The 22,907-nt window shown below is 31.2% G+C and carries 21 protein-coding genes, 1 other RNA gene, 1 riboswitch and 1 other annotated feature; of the genes, 13 read left to right on the top strand and 9 right to left on the bottom strand.

Features of this window, described 5'->3' with window-relative positions:
* From ACJDU8_RS04365 to ACJDU8_RS04345, 5 genes are all read left to right on the top strand, one after another.
* On the top strand, positions 1–486 hold a 486-nt coding region (locus ACJDU8_RS04365), incomplete at its 5' end, for a Kae1-like domain-containing protein (protein WP_479723066.1).
* Position 487: 1 nt separating this feature from the next.
* Entirely contained in the window at positions 488–706 is a 219-nt protein-coding gene (locus ACJDU8_RS04360) for a HypC/HybG/HupF family hydrogenase formation chaperone (protein WP_265874181.1), read from the top strand.
* The gene (gene hypD / locus ACJDU8_RS04355) at positions 699–1,769 is read left to right on the top strand and encodes a hydrogenase formation protein HypD (protein ID WP_406790929.1); all 1,071 of its coding nucleotides are present in this window, start codon (positions 699–701) and stop codon (positions 1,767–1,769) included. Before ACJDU8_RS04360 ends, hypD begins: the two co-directional genes overlap by 8 nt.
* A complete protein-coding gene (gene hypE, locus ACJDU8_RS04350) occupies positions 1,769–2,770 on the top strand; it encodes a hydrogenase expression/formation protein HypE (RefSeq protein ID WP_406790928.1) in 1,002 nt (333 codons plus the stop codon). The genes hypD and hypE overlap by 1 nt, the downstream gene beginning before the upstream one ends.
* 175 nt (positions 2,771–2,945) lie before the next feature.
* Positions 2,946–3,743, top strand: coding sequence for a DUF5661 family protein (locus tag ACJDU8_RS04345; protein WP_406790927.1), 798 nt, complete (start codon positions 2,946–2,948; stop codon positions 3,741–3,743).
* A gap of 273 nt (positions 3,744–4,016) precedes the next feature.
* Here ACJDU8_RS04345 and ACJDU8_RS04340 read toward each other — a convergent pair whose 3' ends face one another.
* The 8 genes from ACJDU8_RS04340 to ACJDU8_RS04305 all read right to left on the bottom strand — a co-directional run bounded on the left by ACJDU8_RS04340 (position 4,017) and on the right by ACJDU8_RS04305 (position 8,928).
* Positions 4,017–4,172: a cation transporter dimerization domain-containing protein gene (locus tag ACJDU8_RS04340; protein WP_406790926.1), complete on the bottom strand. Its 156-nt coding sequence runs from the start codon at positions 4,170–4,172 to the stop codon at positions 4,017–4,019.
* A 47-nt stretch (positions 4,173–4,219) separates the two neighbouring features.
* Entirely contained in the window at positions 4,220–4,519 is a 300-nt protein-coding gene (locus ACJDU8_RS04335; RefSeq protein ID WP_406790925.1) for a transposase, read from the bottom strand.
* Position 4,520: 1 nt separating this feature from the next.
* Entirely contained in the window at positions 4,521–5,270 is a 750-nt protein-coding gene (locus tag ACJDU8_RS04330; protein WP_406790924.1) for an IS630 family transposase, read from the bottom strand.
* A 78-nt stretch (positions 5,271–5,348) separates the two neighbouring features.
* Positions 5,349–6,047, bottom strand: coding sequence for a cation diffusion facilitator family transporter (locus ACJDU8_RS04325; RefSeq protein WP_406790923.1), 699 nt, complete (start codon positions 6,045–6,047; stop codon positions 5,349–5,351).
* 446 nt (positions 6,048–6,493) lie between these two features.
* Positions 6,494–6,850: a transfer-messenger RNA gene (gene ssrA / locus ACJDU8_RS04320) on the bottom strand.
* A gap of 321 nt (positions 6,851–7,171) precedes the next feature.
* A complete protein-coding gene (locus ACJDU8_RS04315; RefSeq protein ID WP_406790922.1) occupies positions 7,172–8,569 on the bottom strand; it encodes a hypothetical protein in 1,398 nt (465 codons plus the stop codon).
* 69 nt (positions 8,570–8,638) lie between these two features.
* The gene (locus ACJDU8_RS04310; RefSeq protein WP_406790921.1) at positions 8,639–8,761 is read right to left on the bottom strand and encodes a hypothetical protein; all 123 of its coding nucleotides are present in this window, start codon (positions 8,759–8,761) and stop codon (positions 8,639–8,641) included.
* A 23-nt stretch (positions 8,762–8,784) separates the two neighbouring features.
* On the bottom strand, positions 8,785–8,928 hold the full coding sequence (locus ACJDU8_RS04305) for a hypothetical protein (RefSeq protein ID WP_406790920.1): 144 nt from the start codon (positions 8,926–8,928) through the stop codon (positions 8,785–8,787).
* Between the two features lie 278 nt (positions 8,929–9,206).
* On the opposite strand from ACJDU8_RS04305, the gene ACJDU8_RS04300 reads away from it, so the two are divergent.
* Positions 9,207–10,148 (top strand): fused DSP-PTPase phosphatase/NAD kinase-like protein, encoded by a 942-nt coding sequence (locus ACJDU8_RS04300; RefSeq protein ID WP_406790919.1) that lies wholly within the window; start codon positions 9,207–9,209, stop codon positions 10,146–10,148.
* Complete coding sequence (locus ACJDU8_RS04295) at positions 10,127–10,909, top strand: polysaccharide deacetylase family protein (RefSeq protein WP_406790918.1); 783 nt, start codon at positions 10,127–10,129, stop codon at positions 10,907–10,909. The genes ACJDU8_RS04300 and ACJDU8_RS04295 overlap by 22 nt, the downstream gene beginning before the upstream one ends.
* 77 nt (positions 10,910–10,986) lie before the next feature.
* Here the strand turns inward: ACJDU8_RS04295 and ACJDU8_RS04290 are convergent, their stop codons facing one another.
* Positions 10,987–12,609, bottom strand: coding sequence for a GxGYxYP domain-containing protein (locus ACJDU8_RS04290; RefSeq protein ID WP_406790917.1), 1,623 nt, complete (start codon positions 12,607–12,609; stop codon positions 10,987–10,989).
* 192 nt (positions 12,610–12,801) lie between these two features.
* Positions 12,802–13,017, top strand: a binding site (T-box leader).
* Between the two features lie 69 nt (positions 13,018–13,086).
* Between ACJDU8_RS04290 and proS the strand changes: the two genes are divergently transcribed.
* From proS to lysA, 6 genes are all read left to right on the top strand, one after another.
* Positions 13,087–14,523, top strand: a complete 1,437-nt coding sequence (gene proS / locus ACJDU8_RS04285; protein WP_406790934.1) for a proline--tRNA ligase — start codon at positions 13,087–13,089, stop codon at positions 14,521–14,523.
* Between the two features lie 151 nt (positions 14,524–14,674).
* The gene (gene ftsH / locus ACJDU8_RS04280) at positions 14,675–16,492 is read left to right on the top strand and encodes an ATP-dependent zinc metalloprotease FtsH (RefSeq protein WP_406790916.1); all 1,818 of its coding nucleotides are present in this window, start codon (positions 14,675–14,677) and stop codon (positions 16,490–16,492) included.
* Positions 16,493–16,710: 218 nt separating this feature from the next.
* Positions 16,711–18,837 (top strand): HelD family protein, encoded by a 2,127-nt coding sequence (locus tag ACJDU8_RS04275; protein WP_406790915.1) that lies wholly within the window; start codon positions 16,711–16,713, stop codon positions 18,835–18,837.
* Between the two features lie 68 nt (positions 18,838–18,905).
* Positions 18,906–19,949, top strand: a complete 1,044-nt coding sequence (hydE, locus tag ACJDU8_RS04270; RefSeq protein ID WP_406790914.1) for a [FeFe] hydrogenase H-cluster radical SAM maturase HydE — start codon at positions 18,906–18,908, stop codon at positions 19,947–19,949.
* A gap of 104 nt (positions 19,950–20,053) precedes the next feature.
* A riboswitch (Lysine riboswitch) is annotated at positions 20,054–20,227 on the top strand.
* Between the two features lie 80 nt (positions 20,228–20,307).
* Positions 20,308–21,510: an aspartate kinase gene (locus ACJDU8_RS04265; RefSeq protein ID WP_406790913.1), complete on the top strand. Its 1,203-nt coding sequence runs from the start codon at positions 20,308–20,310 to the stop codon at positions 21,508–21,510.
* Positions 21,511–21,555: 45 nt separating this feature from the next.
* On the top strand, positions 21,556–22,851 hold the full coding sequence (lysA, locus tag ACJDU8_RS04260; RefSeq protein WP_406790912.1) for a diaminopimelate decarboxylase: 1,296 nt from the start codon (positions 21,556–21,558) through the stop codon (positions 22,849–22,851).
* Positions 22,852–22,907 lie beyond the last annotated feature (56 nt).

The raw sequence follows: 22,907 nt of genomic DNA, 5'->3' as shown, positions 1-22,907 counted from the left end.
AGTGTTGGACGGTTTTTTGATTGCATCTCAGCTTTGATAGGTCTTGTGAGAACTATTACATATGATGGTGAAGCTGCTATAGCTCTAGAAAATATAATGGATGAGAATGTACATGAATGTTATAACTATAAAATAAAAGATGAGGGTAATGTTTTTTTAGTAGAAATTAAAGATATTATTCATGGGGTGCTGGTTGACATTAATAATAGCGTTAAAAAAAGTACAATATCTGCTAAATTTCATAATACAATTTCAAAACTTACCTGTGATCTAGTCTTTAAATTATCAAAACTATATAAAATATATAAAGTTGTTTTAAGTGGAGGAGTGTTTGAAAATGAACATTTACTTAAATCCATCTACAATGAACTTAAAAAAGCAGGATTAGAAGTTTTTTTTAATTCCCAAACACCTATAAATGACGGTGGAATTTCATTTGGACAAATTGTAATTGCAGATGAGATTATAAAGAAAGAGGGGATGTAAAATGTGTCTTGCGATTCCAGGCATAATAAAATCTATTCATGGAAATTTAGCTAAAGTGGATATTATGGGTATAGAAAAAAATGTGGATATTGAACTTATAGAAAATCCTGAAATAAAAGATTATATTTTAATACATGCGGGTTTTGGAATAGAGAAGATTGATAGGGAATATTTTCATTACTTAAAAAAGATATTTCAAGAGGAAATAGAAAATGAGTGAAAATGAGCTCCTAATTAATTTAATTAATAAAATCAAAAACAGTGATATAGAGCACTTCACCATAATGGAGATATGTGGTACTCATACTCAAAGTATAGCAAAAATGGGCATAAGGAAATTACTTCATCAAAAGGTAAATTTAGTATCAGGGCCAGGATGCCCAGTTTGTGTTACATCGGAAGGTTATATAGATGCAGCCATTGAACTTTTAAACAGAGATAATATTATATTGGTAACCTTTGGTGATCTGATGAAAGTTTGGGGAACAAAAGAAAATTTGATAGAACAAAGAGAAAAAGGAAAGAAAATCAATATAGTATATTCTCCTTTAGATGCACTTAAAATCGCAGAAGAAAATAAAAGTTTTGAAGTAGTTTTCCTAGCAGTTGGTTTTGAAACTACTGTTCCGTTAATCGGACTTACTGTAAAAAAGGCAAAAGAAAATAATATTAACAATTTTTCTATTTTGAGCAGTTTAAAGGTTATGAAGCCAATTTTACATAAAATATTAAAGGATGAAAATTGTAAAATTCAAGGAATTATATGTCCGGGGCATGTGGCAGTTATAACAGGTGCTGACTATTTCAAATTTATTAAGGAAAAGTATAATATTGCGTCTGTAGTATCTGGTTTTGAGAGTTTAGATATTATATCTTCAATATATTTTTTAATCAAACAAAATTGTAGATGGGAAAAAAAGTTTGAAAATTTATATAGAACCTGTGTAACACCAAATGGAAATTTACTTGCCAGGAGGATTATTAAAGAATGTTTTTTTCAAAGTGGCTGTATGTGGAGAGGTATTGGCAAAATTGAAAAATCGGGTTTGTATTTAAATAGAAAATATGAAGAATTTGATGCTGTAAATAAATTTAAATTGGCAATAGAAGAAAAAAATAAAAGTGATTGTATATGCAGTGAAATCATATTAGGGAAAAAGTTTCCTTATGATTGTGAGTTTTTTGGTGGAGAATGTATTCCAGAGTCTCCAGTTGGGCCCTGTATGGTGTCTTCAGAAGGGCCTTGTTCTATTTATTATAAATATGGGGGGTATAAAAAATAATGAATGAAGCTATTAAATTAGTTCATGGTCATGGTGGAAAACACACAAATGAATTAATTGAAAGTATTTTTTATAAATATTTTAATAACAGTATTTTAGATGGTGGGGCGGATTCGGCTGTATTTCCCGTAAGTCAAGGCAAAATGGCATTTACGACAGATTCTTTTGTTGTAAAACCTCTATTCTTTTCTGGGGGGAATATTGGAAAGCTTGCAGTTTGTGGTACTGTAAATGATTTAGCCGTGTCAGGGGCAAAACCCTTATATTTAAGTGCAGGATTTATAATAGAAGAAGGTTTTCCAATTGAAACTCTTGATTTAATAGTTAAAGAAATGTCCCTGCAGTGTGAAGTTTCAAAGATTAAAATTGTAACCGGGGATACTAAAGTTGTTGAAAAAGGCTGCATAGATGGATTGTTTATAAATACTTCTGGAGTAGGTATTATTGAAAACAATTATAAAATAAAGAATATTGAACCTGGAGATAAAATAATTGTAAGTGGGAATATAGGAGAACATGGTACTACTATAGCCCTTGAAAGATATCATATAGATATAAAAAGCAATATTAAAAGTGATTGTGCTCCAGTTTATGAAATTATAAGTATACTTAAAAAGTACTATCCTTTTATAAAAATAATGAAAGATCCTACAAGGGGAGGGCTTGTTACAATATTAAATGAAATTTCAGATAGAGTAGGCTTAAGTATAAAGCTCCTGGAAGAAAGTATACCCATTGAAAGAGAGGTATCTGCTGTAAATCAAATATTAGGCTTAGATCCACTATATATGGCTTGTGAAGGAAGAGTTGTGTTTGTAGTTAAGAGTGAAATGGCTGAGGAAATATTAAATAAGCTTCATAATTTAGAGCAGTGTGGTAATGCAAATATCATAGGGAGTTTTACTGATGATTTAGAACATATGGTATACATGGAAAATTCCTTTGGAGGCATGAGAATTCTAAATATTTTAGATGAAGAGATGCTGCCAAGGATATGCTAAAATAGTATAAAAATTACTAACCCAAAAGAGCTTGCATTATTGAAACGAATTTAAAACAATCAAAATTATGAAAAAAATATAAATCACAATACGTGTATAAACCTATGTATTTTTATGTACATTAATAGTTAATTATCATATATTGGTAGTGATTACTTTTACAGGAGTGATTTGTTTGTACAAATATAATAATCCGTATATGGTACCATGCATGAAATGTTCTAACTATGGTATGGATTTTACCCAAGAAGCTTTCAAGAAGGCACTAGAGCTTATAAAAGAAGCAGTACAAGGCGAAAGATCTGACGAACTTCTCTACGATTATTTTATTAGTATAGCCCCTACACAAGAAGAAAAAAATATTATCACATCTATAAGAAATGACGAAAGAAATCATCGTAAGTGGTTTAGAGAAATATACAAGCATTATACTGGCAAAGAAATTGACAGTAAAGATGGTAAAGATTTTACAAGGCCAGCCTCATATATAGAAGGTATAAGCAAAGCTGTTTTTGGTGAATTGGGAGCCATGGAAAAATATAGATTTATAAGGGAAGGTTTACCTAGCAGATTTTATAGGGATACAGTGTTTAGAATTCTTACTGATGAGATGAAGCATGCAACTAAATATAACTATATACTGAACAAAAACTCAAATATAGTTACATCCAACAAGGTAGCCGTAAAAAATCCAGCCACTGCTAAAACTAGTTTCTCTAAGGAGGAAGCTGCTGCTATTGCTTTACTTTTTGGTATTGATTTTGCAAAAAGTAAATTTGATTTAGATGAGTATTGGATAGGAGTAAACACTGAACTTGAACATGGAAGAAAGTACAACCAGACAAATGTTACTGCAGATGAACCTATTACCACTGGAAAAAATGCACTGGCTCACCTAAGTGAGCTTCCTGATTATTATACAAGGTTAAAATTACTCGAGGAGGAAGCAAAAGCATACTGGAAGAAACAATGAAGCTAAGTATTAGGCTATAAGAAAACATAACTGAAATAAACTGTAAAGTAATAAAGGTCTTTTGATAAAAGAAGACCTTTTTACATTATATTAATATCATCCCACTGGGTAAGTACTAAAAATCATATACTATCCAATGGAATATAGTATAAATTTCTAATATTAACTGATATTTGATTTTAAATGATTAGCATATGTCTTTTATTTAATAATATAGATCTGATACTTAATAATATAGATCTGATATAAACCAACTAGTATTGTTCTATTTCTTCATCTTTTTGGTTCTATATGAACTACACTATAGGAGTTTGGAAATACAGATTTAATTTCATTTTCAATACTATTAGTAATTTCATGGGCCTTATCTAAGGCAATTTGGTTACTAAGTTGAATATGAATATCAATTTCTTTTTTAGCTCCACTCATTCTATATAATTTACAATAACAAATAGCTAACTTTATAGGGGTAAGAGCTAATGAATATATGCACATAGTTTTTTCAATGTGGTCTTGTCCTCTTTTATTGAACTTAAATAAGAAGTAATTTGCTGTAACAAGTCTGAAAAATTGTTAAAAAGAGTATTATGTGTTACATTGGAACGAATACTTTTCCATAAGTGTTCTATGGCATTTAACTGAGAACAATATGATGGCAAATACAAAAATTCTATATTTTTTAACTCTTCTAAATATTGGTTTATTCCCTTAAAATGATGATATCTTGCATTATCGGCTATAATTATAACTCTTTTATCAGGATAATCTTGAGACACCCTATTTTAAAAAAGACTTGAAATTCTCAGTGTTTCCTTTATCATTTAGTTGTTGAGTTAACTTGCCTTTTTCAGGGTTTACTGCACCGAATACTACAGTTCTCTGTCTTGTACCACTACTATTGGTTTTAACTACAGTTTGATCACCTACTTTTGACCATATTCTTGTAATTGTTGGCTCAGAAGTTATTATAGCTTCATCTTCATAAAGAATTTCAGTATTTTCATCTTTTAATTCAAGCAAATCATCAAGTTTATCTCTAAAATTCTCTAATGTTTCTTTATCTACCCTTTTATCCATTTTCTTTGGGCGAGTTTTAGAGTAGTTTAATTTATGGAGAATATTATATGCAGTACCTAATGATATAATTTTATTAAATTGATTTTTCACCATGGCAACTAAAAGATTTCCTGTCCAATTACTGTATTCCAGGCCATTATCACGCGGACTTTGGGATAAATCCTTATCAATTTCTTTAAGTTCTTCATCACTTAATATAGTATTTTTAGGGGGATGGGGTATATCTTTTAAACCTGACAATCCAAATTTATTATATCTATGTAGGTATCGCCTTACTGTGGAATCTGATTGGTGAACAAGTTTTGCAATCTTGAGGCTTGAATAACCTTCGAAAAAATATAGTATTACAAGTAACCTAGTTTTCATTCTTACATCTTTTTCCGTTTGATACAGCTGTTTTAACATATCATAAGAGGCATGTTTACAATTAACTTTTAATTTTTCTGCCATAAGCATCATCTCCAATAGTTTATTTATTTTAGTATTTCCATTTTGGAGAATTTAATTATAGCTATTTGTTAGTTGAATTTATATAGTACGGAGTTTATGGTAACTTTTAACCTCTGAATGAGTTTTCATTATATTTATTATTTTCTGTATATCTTCTTCTGGAAGATTACTATCTAATAAACCATCAATAGATTTTTTCGTAATATCTATTGCTACTTTGATTATAAGGAGTGCAACAAGTATTGCTATTATTGGATCAAGTATTTTTATACCTGTAAAATATATAGCTATAAGGCCTAAAAATACACCAAAAGAAGTAAAGACATCTGTTAATAAATGCATTCCATCAGCTTCAAGAGCCAAGGAATTTGTCTGTTTTGATATTTTAATGAGAAAACGCGATATTATAAAGTTAATTACTGAAGAAATAAGCATTATAAAAATTCCAGCTGATAAATTTTGAATTTCTACACCACCTAATAGTTTTTTAGTAGATTCATAAATAATAAAAATTGCTGCAAAAAAAATCAATATTGCCTCTATGAATCCCGAAATATTTTCATATTTTCCATGCCCAAATGGGTGCTTTTCATCTTCAGGTTTTTCAGCTGCCTTAATAGAAAAGAAGGCTATTATGCTTGCAAGTAGATCAATAAAAGAATGTATTGATTCTGAAATAACACTCACAGAATTTATTAATATACCTACTATTAGTTTAAATATTACTAAAAGTGTATTTGAAATTATAGATAATAATGCAGCCTGTTGTTTATTCATTGTCCACCTCATACATATCCTTTAAATTTTATATATTAATAGTATTTCCTTTTATAAATACAAAATACTATCTTAAGGACATACCACAGAACAAACGTATGAAAGCAGATAGGCTGTATTTGATGCTTAAGCAGCTTAAAATGGCTCTTTAGATTTTCGAAAATGATTTCTAAAGCGGGGCATATTGCCGGTTGACGCAAAAGATGTGTTCTTAAGTAACTATGGTGAGTCAGTGGGTGCTATAAATAAGCTTGTTGATAAAATAGCTTAATAGCTATAAGCTATAAATTAAATTTAGGGAGACATATAGTTATTAAATATAAAAGGGGCTGTCGCAAAATTCGAATTTATATTTTAAACTTAACTCCTAATTTTAAATAAAAAAAGTAGAATAAAAAAACCGTACTGGATTTCTCCAATACGGTCATATGTATCGTGGGTTTTAATGGTGGAGGCGAGGGGAATCGAACCCCTGTCCGAAAGCAGAAACATTTGAGCATCTCCGAGTGCAGTCCTTATTTTAACATTCCCTCTTTTAGATGCCTAAGGACAGGCTTCTAAGTTCAGTAGCTTCATTAATTCCGTTTCCAGGTCAAAGCTTTCCTGGACTCGTTTCCCCACTGTCGACGCCAGACCCTAAGTCGTGGGAAGCTTAGGCTGACGAGCTGCTATATTAAGCAGCTAATGCTAAATTATCGTTTTCGTTTATATTTAATCCCATAGTTTTTTAACGCGGGTCCACAGGATTCCCTCGACTCGCTTCTCAAACACATCTCACCCCCGTCGAAACCAATTACGCCCCCAGGTTGATAATTTAATACTACATATGACAGTAAGTCAATGTAGTATTAAATTATATCATCTAAGTTACCTTAAGTCAACTTATTTAAATATGAAAATCTATAATATCAATGGATATTCAAGCATATTTTAGAAAATTGCTTTATTACACTTTATTAAGTGTAATTTTAACAATCCAGCTATTTTAAAGTAAATAATAAGTGAATCATGTCTTGCTAAATCCAGTATCAATATTACATCATAAGAGCAAAATTATCAATAGTATATAAATTTATATTCGTGGTAAATATGCTAATTTTTAAAGCAATTTCATCAGTTATATATTATATTAAAAATACTGCAAATAAGGTAGTTACAAGTAAACCTATAATAACAGGTTTTAAATTTCTCCTGGCCAGCTCAAAGGCATCTACCTTGCATATAGCTGCAACAGGTATTACTGCCCATGGTATTATAGTTCCGCCGCCAACCCATATACCTGCTATTTGACCTAGAGCTGTCAATACGGCTATTCCTCCGCCTATTGCAGTGGAAAATAATTTAGCTATAGATCCTACAAGGGATATTCCTGAAAAACCAGAACCGTCTAGTCCTGTTATAGCACCTACAGCAGTTAAAGTTCCAGATGCCAATAATGGATTTAGAGGTACCATATTTGAAAGGGCAATTCCAAGGTCATTAACTATACCATGAGAGGATTGAGGTAATACTTTACCGAATATTTCAGTAAAGGCTGAATCACCCAGATAAAAAAATGCGGCTATTGGAATAACTACACCAAATACTTTAAATCCGAATTGAAGGCCTTCTACAATGTGAGTTGTGATTTTTTCAAGAGATTTTTTACCATATGCTATAATTGAAATAAAACTCAAAATGAACAGTGAAGTTCCTCCTATTAGGGCAGTAGCATCTCTCCCCTGCAGTTTGTAGATATACATTACTATTATATCTCCCAAGAATATTGCTATTACTATTAAAGTTAAAATCTTTCTGAGTATAGTAGATGTGATTATAGTGTGATTTTCTTCATATATTTCTTCTGTTTCTTCTTTATCAAAAACGGTATTTAACTTTTGATTTTTCATATCTTTTCTTAACATATAAAAGGCTACTGTGGTAGTTACTACTCCCATTACTATAGTTAATGGAATGCTTGCAGATATTACCTTGGAAACTGGTATTCCGGCTGCATCTGCTGTTAGTTTGGGTGCACCCTGTATTATAAAGTCGCTGGATAGAGCAATACCGTGTCCAAATAAATTCATAGCGATAGCGGCACCTATAGGTGGAAGACCTACCTTTTTGGCTATAGGTAAAAACAATGCGCCTATGAGAGCTACTGCAGGAGAAGGCCAGAAGAACCAGGATAGGGCCATCATAACTATACCTATAATCCAATAGCACATCCAATAGGATTTAATTATCTTTTTAAAAGGTGACACCAATTCTTTGTTTATGCCTACTACAATTAATACATTGCTCATAGCAGTTATTATGGAAATAATGAAAATGGTAGGCATAAGTTCTTTAGTGGCGTAAATGAGGCTATTGAAGAGTTGTATAGTAGATTTGTATATGGAGTGGTTTGAAAGTATGCCCAATGCAAAAATACCGATTATACATATAAGGGATATATCCTTTTTCATTATCATAGCTATAATTATGATTAAAATGAAGACAAGATATACATAATGTAGGTTTGTTAATACAACATTCATATCTATCCTCCGCACAAAATAAATATATTAATAATTTATGCGGGGGATATTTTCATGGTGATTAAAAGATTATCTTGTTGATTGCTTTTTTGTATTTTTATTATGATTTTGTGCTTCTTCTGTAATAGGTATTTGTCCTTTACTCTTTTTCTTTCTAGCTTTTTTGTTGTCAGGCTGACTATCTTTTGGCATATTTTATTCCCTCCTAAAGTTAATTATGCTTTTTTATTTCCGGTTTTAGCTTTTCCCTGAATTTCTGGTACAGGATTTAAAGTGTTTTTTTCAATATGCATTTTTCTATTGCTTTCAGTTCCATGTGGATCTTTTGGATCAGGTCTTCTACTGCCTGCTTTAGCCATAGGGCTACCTCCTTTTATAATCTTTAAATTTCTTTAACACATAATTTATTTTTTGTATTAGATATTAGAATCATTCGTTGAAAATTATTTCAATATTAAGAAATAAATACACTTATTGCAAAATACCCTATAAATATTAAATTTTATAGTAGCATTTTTTATTTATTTTGTATGTGTTCAGTAATATTATTTATGTAAATTTCAAAAGATATATATGAATTGTTAAAAAACTGTACTGCTAAATTTAACTAATTAATTTTAAAAGGGGTGAAGTATATATGAAGAAAAGACTTAGTATATTTATGTTGATTATATTTGCAGTATCATTTATAGGAATATCTGTAGTATATTCCAAAGGTATTTTTAGATCACAAGATGAAGATGTACAGCTTAGAATAGATTCTAAAAAGGAAGATGAAATGCCAAAAAGGTTTAGGAAGACAACAGATACTATTAAAGATGATGATGATCTTCCAAACTTAACGGGACTTTCATCATTAAATGAATCAGGAAGTGCCCAGTTTACTACAAAAAATATAGGACTTATGAAAGAAGCTATAGGTGATAATATACCTATATTTATAGTAGATTTAAGGCAGGAATCTCATGGATTCATTAATCATTTTGCAGTGAGCTGGCTGGGGGAGGATGGAAAGAATAAGGCAAATAAAGGTTTAACAAAAGAACAAGTCTTAAAGGATGAAAATAATAAATTAAAAAGTATTAAGCTAAATGAACCCATTACAATTAAAAACAAGGAGATAATACCTACTGAAGTTCAAAGTGAAAAAGAATTAGTAGAAAAGCACAAAATGTTTTATATAAGGATACCTGTTACTGACAATGAAAAACCTTCAGACGAAATGGTGGACTATTTTATAAAATTAGTCAAAAAACTTCCACAAGATGGCTGGATGCATTTTCACTGTAAAGCTGGCATTGGCAGAACTACTACCTTTATGGTGATGTACGATATTATGAGAAATGGTAAAAATGTAAGTTTAGAGGATATAATGGAAAGACAGGTTTTACTGGGAGGAAAAAACCTTCTTAAGCCTTCTTACAAACCAGGGAGTTACTCCTTTGAGAGAGCTGAGTTTATAAAAAATTTTTATAAATATGTAAGAGAAAATAAAGATGAATTTAATACTAACTGGTCTAAGTGGATAAAAGCTAAAGGAGAGGTAGGCGTATTAGATTGGAGCATAAAAATAGCATAATGATAAATGCTATTGTGTTTATATTTTTTATGGTATTTAATTTAAATATAAATGCAGTTATGGCAGAGAGTATAAAAGAGGACATACCGGAGTCGGTAAAGAGTAATGAAAAAAAAGTTATCTATCTGACTTTTGATGACGGTCCTAGTATTATGACAAATAAAGTTTTAGATATATTGAAACAAAATAATGTAAAGGCAACATTTTTTATTATAGGAAATCAAATACCGGATAATGAAGAGGTGATAAAGAGAATTTATGATGAAGGACATAGTATAGGTCTTCACACATATACCCATAAATATAATAATATTTACAGAAATAAGGATAATTTTATTAAAGAGATGATGACCACCAGTGATATGATTAAAAAGATTACAGGAGTGGAAAGTCATATAATAAGATTTCCGGGCGGCAGCAGAAGGCATTTGAATGATAAATTCTTGCAGCAGTTACATGAAAATAATTTCAAAATATATGATTGGAATATACAGGCTTCCGATGGAATTAATGCTAAAACTTCTCCATATAAATTATTTAAAGAGACTACTAAGAATCCAGAACACCTTAATTCCATTATACTTTTAATGCACTGCGATTATATGCACAAAAATACCTGTATTGCCCTTCCTAACATAATAAATTATTACAAAACTCAAGGATACGAATTTAAGCCTATAACAGAGGATACAGAAGAATTATATTTTCCAATATCAACTAAAAAAACCTCGGGACTCTTAAAGAAAATACTTACAAACTAAAAAATTAAGGTAAGACATTAAATTAAAGTATGTCTTACCTTAATTATATATTTTATATGATTCGAATTTGTTAATATTTATTTATGTTTGATGTTATTTTTTATAAGATTCATAAATGTATCAGGTGTAACAATTTTTATTTTAGGATTTTTATTTAATTCACTTATGACTTTTTCAACATCTCCCATGGTTTTGCTCCAGGCGTGTACATATACGAAAGTATAAGCATTTGGATTACTTATATCAGTATATCCCTGATTTACATAGGAATTAATTTTTTCAATTAAGGTATTATTCTCTTCAAGTTTAGACCAAAGTAAGTTTCTACATGAGACCACAGGTTTACCGTTGCTCCAGAGAATTTCTCCTTTATAGTCATCTTGTCTACTATAATTTAAATAAAATATACCCTGTATATTAGGGTAGGCTGTATATTTATCCCATAAACCTATATTACGAAAAGACCAGTCATCTAAAATTGCCACGTATTTTTGGTCCGCCTTTTTCATATAATTATTTAATCTTTTAATATTTAGTTTAAGGGCATCTTCTTTAAATTTGCTTGGATACATATATCCTTCCCCTGAAGGGGACACAATAAAATTATCATTGTAAGTGCCAGAATGAGCACTTTTGTAATATAGCTTGAATGCAGTTGGAGCTAGTTCATATATAGAAGGACTTATGGCAAATCCCATGTTGAATTTACCACGGCTGGAAGAACCATACCATTTTTTGGAACTATAATTATTTCCAAGGTTCCACTGCTGGTTATCTCCATCTGACATAACAAATGTTACATAGTGCATATCTTTTGAGGAAAGATTATTTAAAGGTGCTTTATTGCTTTCCTGTGTTATAGGTATTGAAGGAAATGCACTAAGTACGGTTAAATTATAAGACCAATCTGCAGGAACTACACTTACTCCATATTTTGAAGCTTCTTTTACATTTCCATATTCGTCTGGTCCCCAACCTAAACAAATAGAATCTTTTTTCATAGAACCAAATATTTTATCTCTTAAGGAAAAATCTTTAGCAGTATCTTCGTAAAATACCAGACATTTATTCATTATGGCGTAATCTCTTAAAGGTACACTTTTGTTTGGGGATAGTTCAATTACAGTAGAATGGTTTAGTTTAAACTTCCATAAATTATTATAAGCCCAGTATTTATCTGTGTTTCTACAATCGCCTTTCATCTTTTTTATACCATGAGTTCTGATTTTATTTTCTATAGATTCATCAATAGCTAAACAATTTTTTACAGCAGCAAGAGAACAGGCGTTATTTATTGAAGGGTCTTTAGAAGAAGAATTGTGGTAAAGTACATACCCCTTTACATGAGATTTGAATTTATCTAACAGGTACCAGGGATTCTTTACTATATCATAAGTTATTCCATAATTTTCTTTTAAGTCATCCAACCATATTTTATAATCCTGCTGGCTTTTACTGAGAATATATATCTGAGAATCTGAAATGTTTGATATTACTCCCTGCAGGGTAGCTATCATGGTTTTTTCTGCTGAAGTTAAGTCATTTTCATATATTGCATAAAGATGATTTGGTCTTTTGGGGTTTTTTGTATAATAGGAATGTGCTGAAAAAGCACTTGCTTCGGAAATAAATACACTGTTACATAAGGTAAAAATAATTAGTATAATGAAAATTTTATTAAATTTTTCTCTTAGTTTCAAAAAATACACCTCCTTATTTTTTAGTATGCAGCTTTTACAATTAATTTATTAAATTACTAATTTACATTTATAGCATGTTTTTCAAAGATGTAAGCAATCAAGTATTTTAAATTTCATAACTGAAAAATGTATTGACAACGAATTTTTTATATCCTATTATATAAAATGAATTGTTACAGTTAATTAAATATTAAAGATACAAAGAAAAGGATTAGTAAATTTGGTATTCTTTTTTAGAGAGGAAACGCTTGGTGAAAGTTTCTAAAGAAACATTTTTGAACCTGCCTTGGAGTTCTGCACTGAAGTAATAGGGTGCAGCGGTAATTGCCGTTAAAATATTAAGTGAGTATATTTAATTTCAAATATATTAATCAGGGTGGTACCGCCGATATAACCTCGGTCCCTTTTGTGGGATTGGGGGTTTTTATTATCTAAAATAATAGATTCATAACAAAGTATAATTAAATTTTGGAGGGAATTAAATTGAATAAAAAATTAGTAGAGCAGATAACATCAAGAGATGAGGATTTTGCCCAGTGGTATACTGATATTGTAAAAAAGGCAGAATTAGCTGATTACTCAAGTGTACGTGGCTGTATGATAATACGACCTTATGCTTATGCCATGTGGGAATATATTCAAAGTTATCTGGATAGAAGATTTAAAGAGACAGGGCATGAAAATGTGTATATGCCACTGTTTATTCCAGAATCACTTCTGGAAAAGGAAAAAGATCATGTAGAGGGATTTGCTCCTGAAGTAGCATGGGTAACTCTTGGAGGTAGTGAGGAACTTACAGAAAAGCTGTGTGTTAGACCAACTTCTGAAACTTTATTTTGTGAACATTATGCTAAAATAGTTCAATCTTACAAGGATTTACCAAAGTTATATAATCAATGGTGTTCTGTAGTAAGATGGGAAAAGACTACCAGACCTTTCTTAAGAACTACAGAATTTTTATGGCAGGAAGGTCATACCATACATGCTACTAAAGAAGAGGCAGAAGAAGAAACTATAAAGATGCTCAATATATATGAAGAAGTTTGCAGAGAAATGCTTGCTATTCCTGTTTTAAAAGGACAAAAAACTGAAAGTGAAAAATTTGCCGGAGGAGAAGCTACCTATACTATAGAGTCATTGATGCATGATGGAAAGGCACTTCAATCTGGTACATCACATTATTTCGGTCAGAATTTTGCAAAACCTTTTGAAGTACAATATTTAGATAAAAATGGAAAACTCCAATATGTGTATCAAACTTCCTGGGGAATGACTACACGTGTTATAGGTGCCTTTATAATGGTGCATGGAGATGATAATGGATTGGTAGTTCCGCCTAGAATAGCTCCTGTACAGGTAATTATAGTTCCTATAGCTCAGCACAAGGCAGGAGTATTGGAAAAGGCAAATGAATTAAAGGAAACATTAGGGAAGATTGCAAGAGTAAGAATTGATGATAGTGATAAAATGCCTGGCTGGAAGTTCAGTGAACATGAGATGAAAGGGGTACCTATACGTTTAGAGATAGGACCTAAGGATATTGAAAAAAATCAGGTTGTACTGGTGAGAAGAGATAATAGGGAAAAAATAGTAGTGTCCATGGACAGTCTTCAAGATAAAATACCAGCCCTCTTAGACAATATCCATAATTCCATGCTGGAAAGAGCAGAGAAATTTATAGAAGAAAATACACATGATGCTGTAAATATGGAAGAATTTAAGGATATACAGAGCAATAAAAAAGGTTTTATCAGAGCTATGTGGTGTGGGGATGCTAAGTGCGAAGAAAAAATTAAAGAGCTTACCGGGGCAACTTCAAGATGTATTCCATTTGAACAAGAACATATTTCAGATAACTGTGTGTGTTGTGGAAAGAAAGCAGATAAATTGGTTTATTGGGGCAGAGCATATTAAAAATTTAGAAATACTACTAGTCTTGGTAGTATTTCTTTTTTATTCTAACAAATAACTTTGAAAATATGTTGTAAAGTATTAAAAAAAAGATATTTATTGTTATAATATAACTAGAATTATAAGTTGGAGTAAAGTGGAGGCCTATACAGTTATGTTGAATAATAAAAAGTTTAAAGGCAATAAATTTAAATATCTTATATACTATGCACTGTTAGCGATTATAATCGTATTCATAGTTAATGAGTATTTTACTGGATTGAAATATGAGCATATAAAATATAGTGATTTTATCAATTATATTAACCAGAATAAAATATCCCAGGTTAAAATTGGTAAAGATAAATTAATTATAGTACCTAAAGTTAAAGGTAATGAGAATGAGGAAAAAATACTTTATACAGAAAAGTTAGATGATCCTGATTTAATAAAAAAATTGAGTGCTGCAAAAATTGAATTTCAAGCACAGGAAAATACCTTAGCAAAAAATATTTTTACAGGCTGGATTTTACCTGTAATTATACTTGTGTTTTTTGCAAATATTATTTTAGGAGCATTAGGCAAAAAAATAGGCAGTGGGGTTATGTCATTTGGTAAAAATACTGCAAAAATATATGCAGAAAATGAAACAGGTGTTAATTTTGAAGATGTTGCAGGACAGGAAGAAGCCAAGGAATCCCTAGTTGAAATAGTTGATTTTTTGCACAATTCTCAAAAATATGTGTCAATAGGAGCTAGACTACCTAAAGGGGCACTTCTTGTAGGACCTCCGGGAACAGGCAAAACCTTACTTGCTAAAGCAGTGGCAGGAGAAGCAAAAGCTCCTTTTTTTTCCATATCAGGCTCTGCCTTTGTAGAAATGTTTGTAGGTATGGGTGCTTCTAGGGTAAGGGATTTATTTCAACAAGCCCAGGAAAAAGCTCCCTGTATAGTTTTTATAGATGAAATAGATGCTATAGGTAAGAGCAGAGCAGGCAATATATCCGGAAATGATGAAAGAGAACAGACTTTAAACCAGCTCTTAGCTGAAATGGATGGATTTGATTCCTCTAAAGGAGTAGTTATATTGGCAGCTACTAACAGGCCGGAGGTCTTAGATAAGGCACTTTTAAGGCCAGGGAGATTTGACAGAAGGGTGGTAGTTGACAGACCTGACTTAAAAGGGAGAGAGGACATATTAAAAGTTCATATAAAAGGTGTTAAAGTTTCGGGGGATGTAGATTTAAATGCTATAGCTAAGTCTACACCTGGAGCTGTAGGAGCAGATCTTGCTAATATTATAAATGAAGCAGCACTTAGAGCTGTTAAAAATCAAAGAGGTGTAGTAACACAGCGTGATCTGGAGGATGCAGTAGAATTAATTGTAGCTGGTAAGGAAAAGAAGGACAGAATACTTTCCCCTGAAGAAAAAATGCAGGTTGCTTTTCACGAGGTAGGTCATGCATTGGTGGCTACATTATTAAAGCATACAGATCCTGTTCACAAAATAACTATAGTTCCAAGGACCATGGGGTCACTTGGCTACACAATGCAGCTTCCTACAGAGGAGAAATATTTAATTACCAGAGAAGAAATGATAGATCAAATATGTGTTATGTTAGCCGGCAGGTCTGCAGAAGAGGTTAAATTCAGTAGTATATCTACAGGAGCTGCAAATGATATTGAAAGAGCCACCCAGACTGCCAGGAGCATGGTTACAATTTATGGAATGACCGAAAGATTTGATATGATGGCACTGGAATCTGTACAAAATAGACATTTGGATGGCGGACTGGTACAAAATTGTAGTGCAGAAACTGCTTCAATTATTGATGAAGAAACTTTAAATATAATAAAACAATGTCATAATAAATCAAGAGAACTTCTTCAAGATAATATAGAATTGCTTGTGGAAATATCAGAAAGACTTATGGAAAAAGAAACTCTAATGGGAGATGAGTTTATGAGTATAATAAAAGGGCATAGTATATAGAGAAAATCAAGTGATTCTTAGGTTCAGGTGGAGTTTGCTTAAGAGAAATACTTTTCTCCATCTGAACCTTAGAAGAACTTATCCAGGCGCGTAGCAGTGCTTATCCCCCACTTTGAAGAAGATGGGGGTGTTAGCAATGGTAGCGTTCGGATAAATCACTAATCACCGGGGTGCATAGACTCTAGCAACTAATAATTTAATGAAATGGAGATATGAATATGTACACAGAGGATTCAAAAAAGGAGTTGGAGAGGAACTTTGAACTAAATTTGGAAAAAGAAAAATTAAAAGAAGTGTTAAAGGAAATTAATGTTCAGATATTAAATTATGTGAACCTTAGAAAAGAAGTAGTCAGCTCTATACTTGATCTAAGAGAAAAAAATTTGGAACAATATAAGGATGATGAAGATCAATATGTAGAGTATTTTAGCCACGAAATGTATGCAAGAGAAGAACAGTATAGATTGGTAAATAAGAGTATAAGAGAATTTACTATACTTACGCTTTCACCTTATTTTGGAAAACTTAATTTTAAAGATAGTTATGGAAATGAAACTATATATATAGGCAGATTTGGCATGACTAGAAAAGAAGATTATGAACCTATTGTAGTGGATTGGAGATCTCCAGTATGTGCACTGTTTTATGCAGGAAAGTTAGGGCTTATAAAATACAAATCTCCTGCAGGAGAAATAGAAACAGAGGTACTTTCAAAGAGGCAGTTTATTATAAAAAAATCTAACCTTTTGGGAATGTTTGACTCCAGCATGGATGTAAAGGATGAAATATTGCAAATGGTACTTAGTAAAAATGCTGGAGAAAAATTAAAAGATATAGTAATGACAATACAAAGGGAGCAGGATAACTTAATAAGACAGCCTAGAAAAGGAGCAGTTGTGGTAAATGGAGTAGCTGGAAGTGGGAAAACTACCATAGCCCTTCACAGAGTGGCTTACCTTCTATATAATTATAGAAAAATACTGCAAGAAAAAGTACTTATATTGGGACCTAATAGCATATTTATAGATTATATCTCCATGGTACTTCCTAGTTTAGGAGAAGAAAAAGTTATCCAAACAACTTTCAGAGAATTTTTTGGAAGTATGTTAAATCTACCTGATATAATGGATCTTAGAGATTATGTTGAAAATATTTTAGATAAAAACAATAAATTTATTGATGAAATTATGTATAAGGGCTCATTGGAATATATGAGTGATATGGATGAATTAGTTAACAATATAGAAGAAACTTATTTTAAAATAGATGATGTGTTATTTTATGACAAAGCAATAATATCTAAAGAACAAATATATAAAATGTTGAGATATGATTTTAAAAGTATGCCTTTATTTAAAAGAATTAGAAGATTAAAAAGGGTAATATACTCAAAAATAAAGGATGAAAGAAATATTCTAGTAGGATTTATTCAAGAAGAATATAAAGATAAAATTAAGAACATGACAGAAAGTCAGCTTAATGATTTTCAAACTAATTTAGAATATAAAAGGCGAAATAAGATAAGAAATGTAATATGTGAAATAATAAAAATTAAAAAGGAAAAATTGAAATGGATGGATGAACCGGATGTAGTATCAATATATAATGACTTTAATGAGAATAAACAATTAATTCATGATGATTTAGCGGCTATTTTATATTTGAAGATAAGGTTACAGGGATTAAAATATAACAGGGGAATAAGACATATAGTAATAGACGAAGCTCAAGACTATTCACCATTGCAGTTTAGGGTTATCAAAGAGCTTACAGATTGTAAATCATTTACCATAGTAGGAGATATCAATCAAAGAATTATATCATCAGAGCAGGAGCCTGCTATGCTGCATTTAAAAGATATTTTTTCTGATATAGAAGTAAAGAATTTTTCACTGGATAGAAGCTATAGATCTACAAATGAGATAATTAGTTATGCAAATAAATATTTGAAATATAACAAAATCATATCTTTAGTAAGAAAAGGCATGGAAGTTATAGAAAAACAAATGGATAATCATAAAGAACTTGTGGACAAAATACTTGATGATGTTGTAAAATTAAAAGAGAGAGGTTATGAAAGTATTGCTATAATATGTAGAGATTTAAAAAATGCAGAAGCTTTAAGCAATTTAATTAAGAGAAGAATACATATAAATTTGATAAATAGAGAAGATATGATTTATTCTAGTGGAGAAGTTATACTTCCAGGTTATTTTGCTAAAGGGTTAGAATTTGATGCTGTTATAATGATAGATACCTCTCAAGATGATGATACATTAAAATATATAATGGCTACAAGAGCTCTACATGAATTATATGTGTATAAGACTTCCTCGATTAATTAAAGATTTCTAAGCTTCAGGTTTTGTTAAATTATCCTGGAGCTTAGTGTTTTATAAAGGAGTTTAAAAGTATGAAAAATAATTTGATAGAGTTAATTAAAAAGGCTGAAATTACCCATAGGCTTGATAAAAGTGAAATAGTTCAATTATTTCAAGATGATAGTTGCAATACAGAACTTTTTAACGCAGCAGACAGAGTAAGAAAAAAATATGTAGGAGATAAAGTACATTTAAGAGGCCTTATAGAATTTTCAAATATATGCAAAAGAAATTGTATGTATTGTGGATTAAGGCGTGACAATAAAAATGTTGAAAGGTACAGAATACTTCCAGATGATATAATTGAATTAGCCAGAAAAGCAGTGGGATACGGCTACAAAACAATAGTTATGCAATCAGGGGAAGATGATTACTATACCGTAGATATACTTAAGTATATAATATCAAACATAAAAAAAATGGATGTAGCACTGACTCTGAGTATAGGAGAAAAGACTTTAGAAGAATATAAGGCTTTTAAGGAAGTTGGAGCAGATAGATATTTAATAAGAATAGAAACAACGGATGAAATGTTATATAAAAAAATGCATCCGGGAATGAGTTATGAAAACAGAAAAAGATGTTTAAAAGATCTTAAAACTTTAGGATATGAAGTAGGCACAGGGTGCCTGGTTGGCCTTCCAAATCAAAGCTTTGAATCTTTAGCAGAGGATATATTATTTTTTAAAGACATAGATGCAGATATGATAGGAATAGGCCCATTTATTCCTCATGAAGACACACCTTTAAAAGATGAAGTAGGGGAAAATTTTACAACTAGCATCAAGGTAATGGCTATAACTAGATTATTGATGCCAGATACTAATATTCCCGCTACAACGGCTATGGAAAGTTTAGTACCTAACGGCAGGACAATAGCTCTTGAAAGTGGGGCAAATGTAGTTATGCCAAATGTAACAGAGGGTGTATATAGAAAGCTTTATGCACTTTATCCAGGAAAAATTTGTACTGGAGATACGCCAGCTCATTGTAGAAGCTGTATTACAGGTAAAATAACCAATATAGGTAGGAGTGTTTCTGATTCCAAAGGTTTTAGAACAAAGGCGTTACTTTAGGTAATTTTAAAGAAATAACTAGTAGCTAGTATTGTTTTCGGGTAAAAAAAAGTTGAAATTAGTAAAAATTTATGATAAACTTAGGGCAATTTAATAATTCGGCTGCCTAGGGTAGAGGTGCTGTAATTAATAGTATTTATTTTTAGTCGGTAGATGCTTGAGGAATAAAGAAAGGAATTACAGCCGAAAGGTTAGTTTGGCGAACCTAACCTTGGCCTTGCATATAATATGTGTAAGGCTGTCACTGAAATATATTTTGGTGGAGAGCTACAAAGGTACACAGCTGTGCGTATTTGTGCGGTATAGGTGTATCCTTTACTGCACTTATTTTTGTAATAACAAATTAGGGAGGAGTATTATGGCAATTATTGTTCAAAAATATGGGGGAAGTTCTGTAGGCACTCCAGAAAAAATAAAAAATGTAGCAAATACTGTAATAAATAAAGTAAAATCCGGAAATAGTCTGGTAGTTGTAGTGTCAGCTATGGGAGACACTACAGATGATTTAATAGCTCTGGCAAAACAGATTACGAATAATCCAGATAAGAGAGAATTAGATGCCCTTTTATCTACAGGAGAAATGATGTCCTCAGCATTACTTGCTATGGCTATTAAAGATTTAGGATATGATGCTGTAAGTTATACAGCCTATCAAATTGGAATAAAAACAAGTGGCCAGTATGGTAAATCTCTTATAGATGATATAAATGAGGATAAAATAAAGAAAAGTTTAGATGAAGGCAAAATTGTAATTGCAGCAGGGTTTCAGGGTATAAATGATAAAGGAAATGTAACTACCCTTGGAAGGGGAGGCTCAGATACTACGGCTGTGGCTATAGCTGTAAAATTAAAAGGTGTGTGTGAAATTTACACAGATGTAGACGGAATATATAGCGTAGATCCTAGAAAGTACAAAAATGCTAAAAAATTAGATGAAATAGATTATGAAGAAATGCTTGAACTTTCAAGTTTAGGTGCCCAGGTTATGCATTCTAGATCTATAGAACTTGCACAAAAATATAATATACCTGTGTATGTGGGATTAAGTAATAGTAATATAAGAGGAACAGTTATTAAGGGGGTAGATACAATGAATTTAGAAAGTAAACCAGTAACAGGACTTGCTACAAGTGATGAAGATGTAGCCATCACAGTAAAAGATATTAAGAATGATATAAATATTATTTCAAATTTATTTGAAAGCGTGGCAGATAAAAAGATCAATGTAGATATGATAAGTCAGACAGCACCTATAAAGGGTAAAGTTAATGTATCTTTTACTATACCAAAAGATGATTTGAACGAATGTTTAAATATTTTAAAATCTTACTTTGAAAATAAGGATCAAATAGATATAGATGAAGATATAACTAAGTTTTCAATAGTAGGTATAGGAATGAAAACTACATCAGGAGTAGTTGCAAAGATGTTTAAATTATTTAGAGAAAATGACATAACTGTAAAAATGATAACTACATCAGAAATAAGAATTACCTGTGCTATAAAGCAGGAAGATAAAATGAAAACAATAAGCATTATAGCAGAAAAATTCAATTTATAATACTTAAATTCTATTTTTGGCAAAAACTTTTAGGAGGAGACCAGTGTGAGATTAATAGGTAATATGGAAGTTAAAGATAATGTTTTATACATTGGAGAAGTAAGTACAGAGGACTTGGTAAAAGAATATAAAACTCCACTTTATGTAATAGATGAAAAGCTAGTTAGAGATAAATGTAAAAGATATTATAAAGCTTTTGAAGCACATAAAAATAATAAAGTCACTTATGCTGGTAAGGCCTTTTTAACCTTAGCTATGTGTCAGATAATAGATAGTGAGGGACTGTATTTAGATGTGGTGTCAGATGGGGAGCTTTATACTGCTTTAAAAAGCGGTTTTCCTATGGAAAAAATTTATTTTCATGGAAATAATAAAACATTAGAAGAAATAGAAATGGGAGTAGACCTTGGGGTAGGAAGATTTGTAGTAGATAATCTCTATGAAATGGAGAAGATAAACTCTCTGGCAAAGGAAAAAAATAAGGTGCAGAAAGTGCTTTTAAGAGTAACTCCCGGAATAGAAGCTCATACCCATGATTATATAAAAACAGGTCAGATAGATTCTAAATTTGGATTTACCATGATAAATGGTGAAACTATATATATGATAAAAAAAGCTATGAATTTATCTAATATAGAATTTGTAGGTATTCACTGCCATATAGGTTCACAGATATTTGAAACCAAACCTTATGAGGATGAAGTTGAAGTTATGCTGAATCTAGTGAGGAAAATAAAAGATGAAACTGGCTATGAAGTAGAGGAATTAGATCTTGGAGGGGGATTTGGTATATATTATACTCCAGGAGATAAGCCTAAAACTGTAGAAGATTTCTGTGATGTCATATTAAAAAAGGCAGAAGCCAAATCAAGAGAATTAAATATAAAATTACCATCTTTAATAATAGAGCCTGGAAGATCCATAATAGGAAATGCAGGAACAACTCTTTATACTATAGGTGCAATAAAAGAAATTCCAGGGGTAAGAAAATATGTATCTGTAGACGGCGGTATGGCGGATAATATAAGACCGGCACTTTATAATGCCCTATATGAATGTGCTATAGCAAATAGGGTAGAGGATGGATTCCAAGAAGTGGTGACTATAGCTGGAAAATCTTGTGAATCTGGAGATGTATTGATAAAAGATGTACAACTTCCAGAAGTTAAAACAGGAGATATATTGGCTGTATTTACTACAGGAGCCTACGGATATTCTATGGCGAACAATTACAATAAAATTCCAATTCCTCCAGTGGTTTTAGTGAAGGATGGAGAATCCAAGTTAATTTCTAAAAGGCAGAGTTTCTATGATATGATACAAAATGAAATAATGTTGTAATTACATTCCATTCTACTTGTGAATTTATAATTTGTGCTTTTATTGGGAACAATAAT

Source organism: Candidatus Clostridium eludens (assembly GCF_045310515.1).
GTDB classification, from domain to species: domain Bacteria; phylum Bacillota; class Clostridia; order Clostridiales; family Clostridiaceae; genus Clostridium_B; species Clostridium_B eludens.
Note: the sequence above shows the minus strand (reverse complement) of the source record. Positions and strands in the feature narration are given on the sequence as shown.

Excerpts from the sequence above, each read along its gene's own strand:
- ACJDU8_RS04305 (WP_406790920.1), bottom strand. The coding sequence starts at position 8,928 with ATGGCTAAAGCAGGCAGTAGAAGACCTGATCCAAAAGATCCACATGGA.
- ACJDU8_RS04310 (WP_406790921.1), bottom strand. The coding sequence starts at position 8,761 with ATGCCAAAAGATAGTCAGCCTGACAACAAAAAAGCTAGAAAGAAAAAG.
- ACJDU8_RS04325 (WP_406790923.1), bottom strand. The coding sequence starts at position 6,047 with ATGAATAAACAACAGGCTGCATTATTATCTATAATTTCAAATACACTT.
- ACJDU8_RS04265 (WP_406790913.1), top strand. The coding sequence starts at position 20,308 with ATGGCAATTATTGTTCAAAAATATGGGGGAAGTTCTGTAGGCACTCCA.
- hypD (WP_406790929.1), top strand. The coding sequence starts at position 699 with ATGAGTGAAAATGAGCTCCTAATTAATTTAATTAATAAAATCAAAAAC.
- ACJDU8_RS04300 (WP_406790919.1), top strand. The coding sequence starts at position 9,207 with ATGAAGAAAAGACTTAGTATATTTATGTTGATTATATTTGCAGTATCA.
- ACJDU8_RS04315 (WP_406790922.1), bottom strand. The coding sequence starts at position 8,569 with ATGAATGTTGTATTAACAAACCTACATTATGTATATCTTGTCTTCATT.
- hydE (WP_406790914.1), top strand. The coding sequence starts at position 18,906 with ATGAAAAATAATTTGATAGAGTTAATTAAAAAGGCTGAAATTACCCAT.
- ACJDU8_RS04340 (WP_406790926.1), bottom strand. The coding sequence starts at position 4,172 with ATGAGTGGAGCTAAAAAAGAAATTGATATTCATATTCAACTTAGTAAC.
- ACJDU8_RS04330 (WP_406790924.1), bottom strand. The coding sequence starts at position 5,270 with ATGGCAGAAAAATTAAAAGTTAATTGTAAACATGCCTCTTATGATATG.
- ACJDU8_RS04360 (WP_265874181.1), top strand. The coding sequence starts at position 488 with ATGTGTCTTGCGATTCCAGGCATAATAAAATCTATTCATGGAAATTTA.
- hypE (WP_406790928.1), top strand. The coding sequence starts at position 1,769 with ATGAATGAAGCTATTAAATTAGTTCATGGTCATGGTGGAAAACACACA.
- ftsH (WP_406790916.1), top strand. The coding sequence starts at position 14,675 with ATGTTGAATAATAAAAAGTTTAAAGGCAATAAATTTAAATATCTTATA.
- ACJDU8_RS04275 (WP_406790915.1), top strand. The coding sequence starts at position 16,711 with ATGTACACAGAGGATTCAAAAAAGGAGTTGGAGAGGAACTTTGAACTA.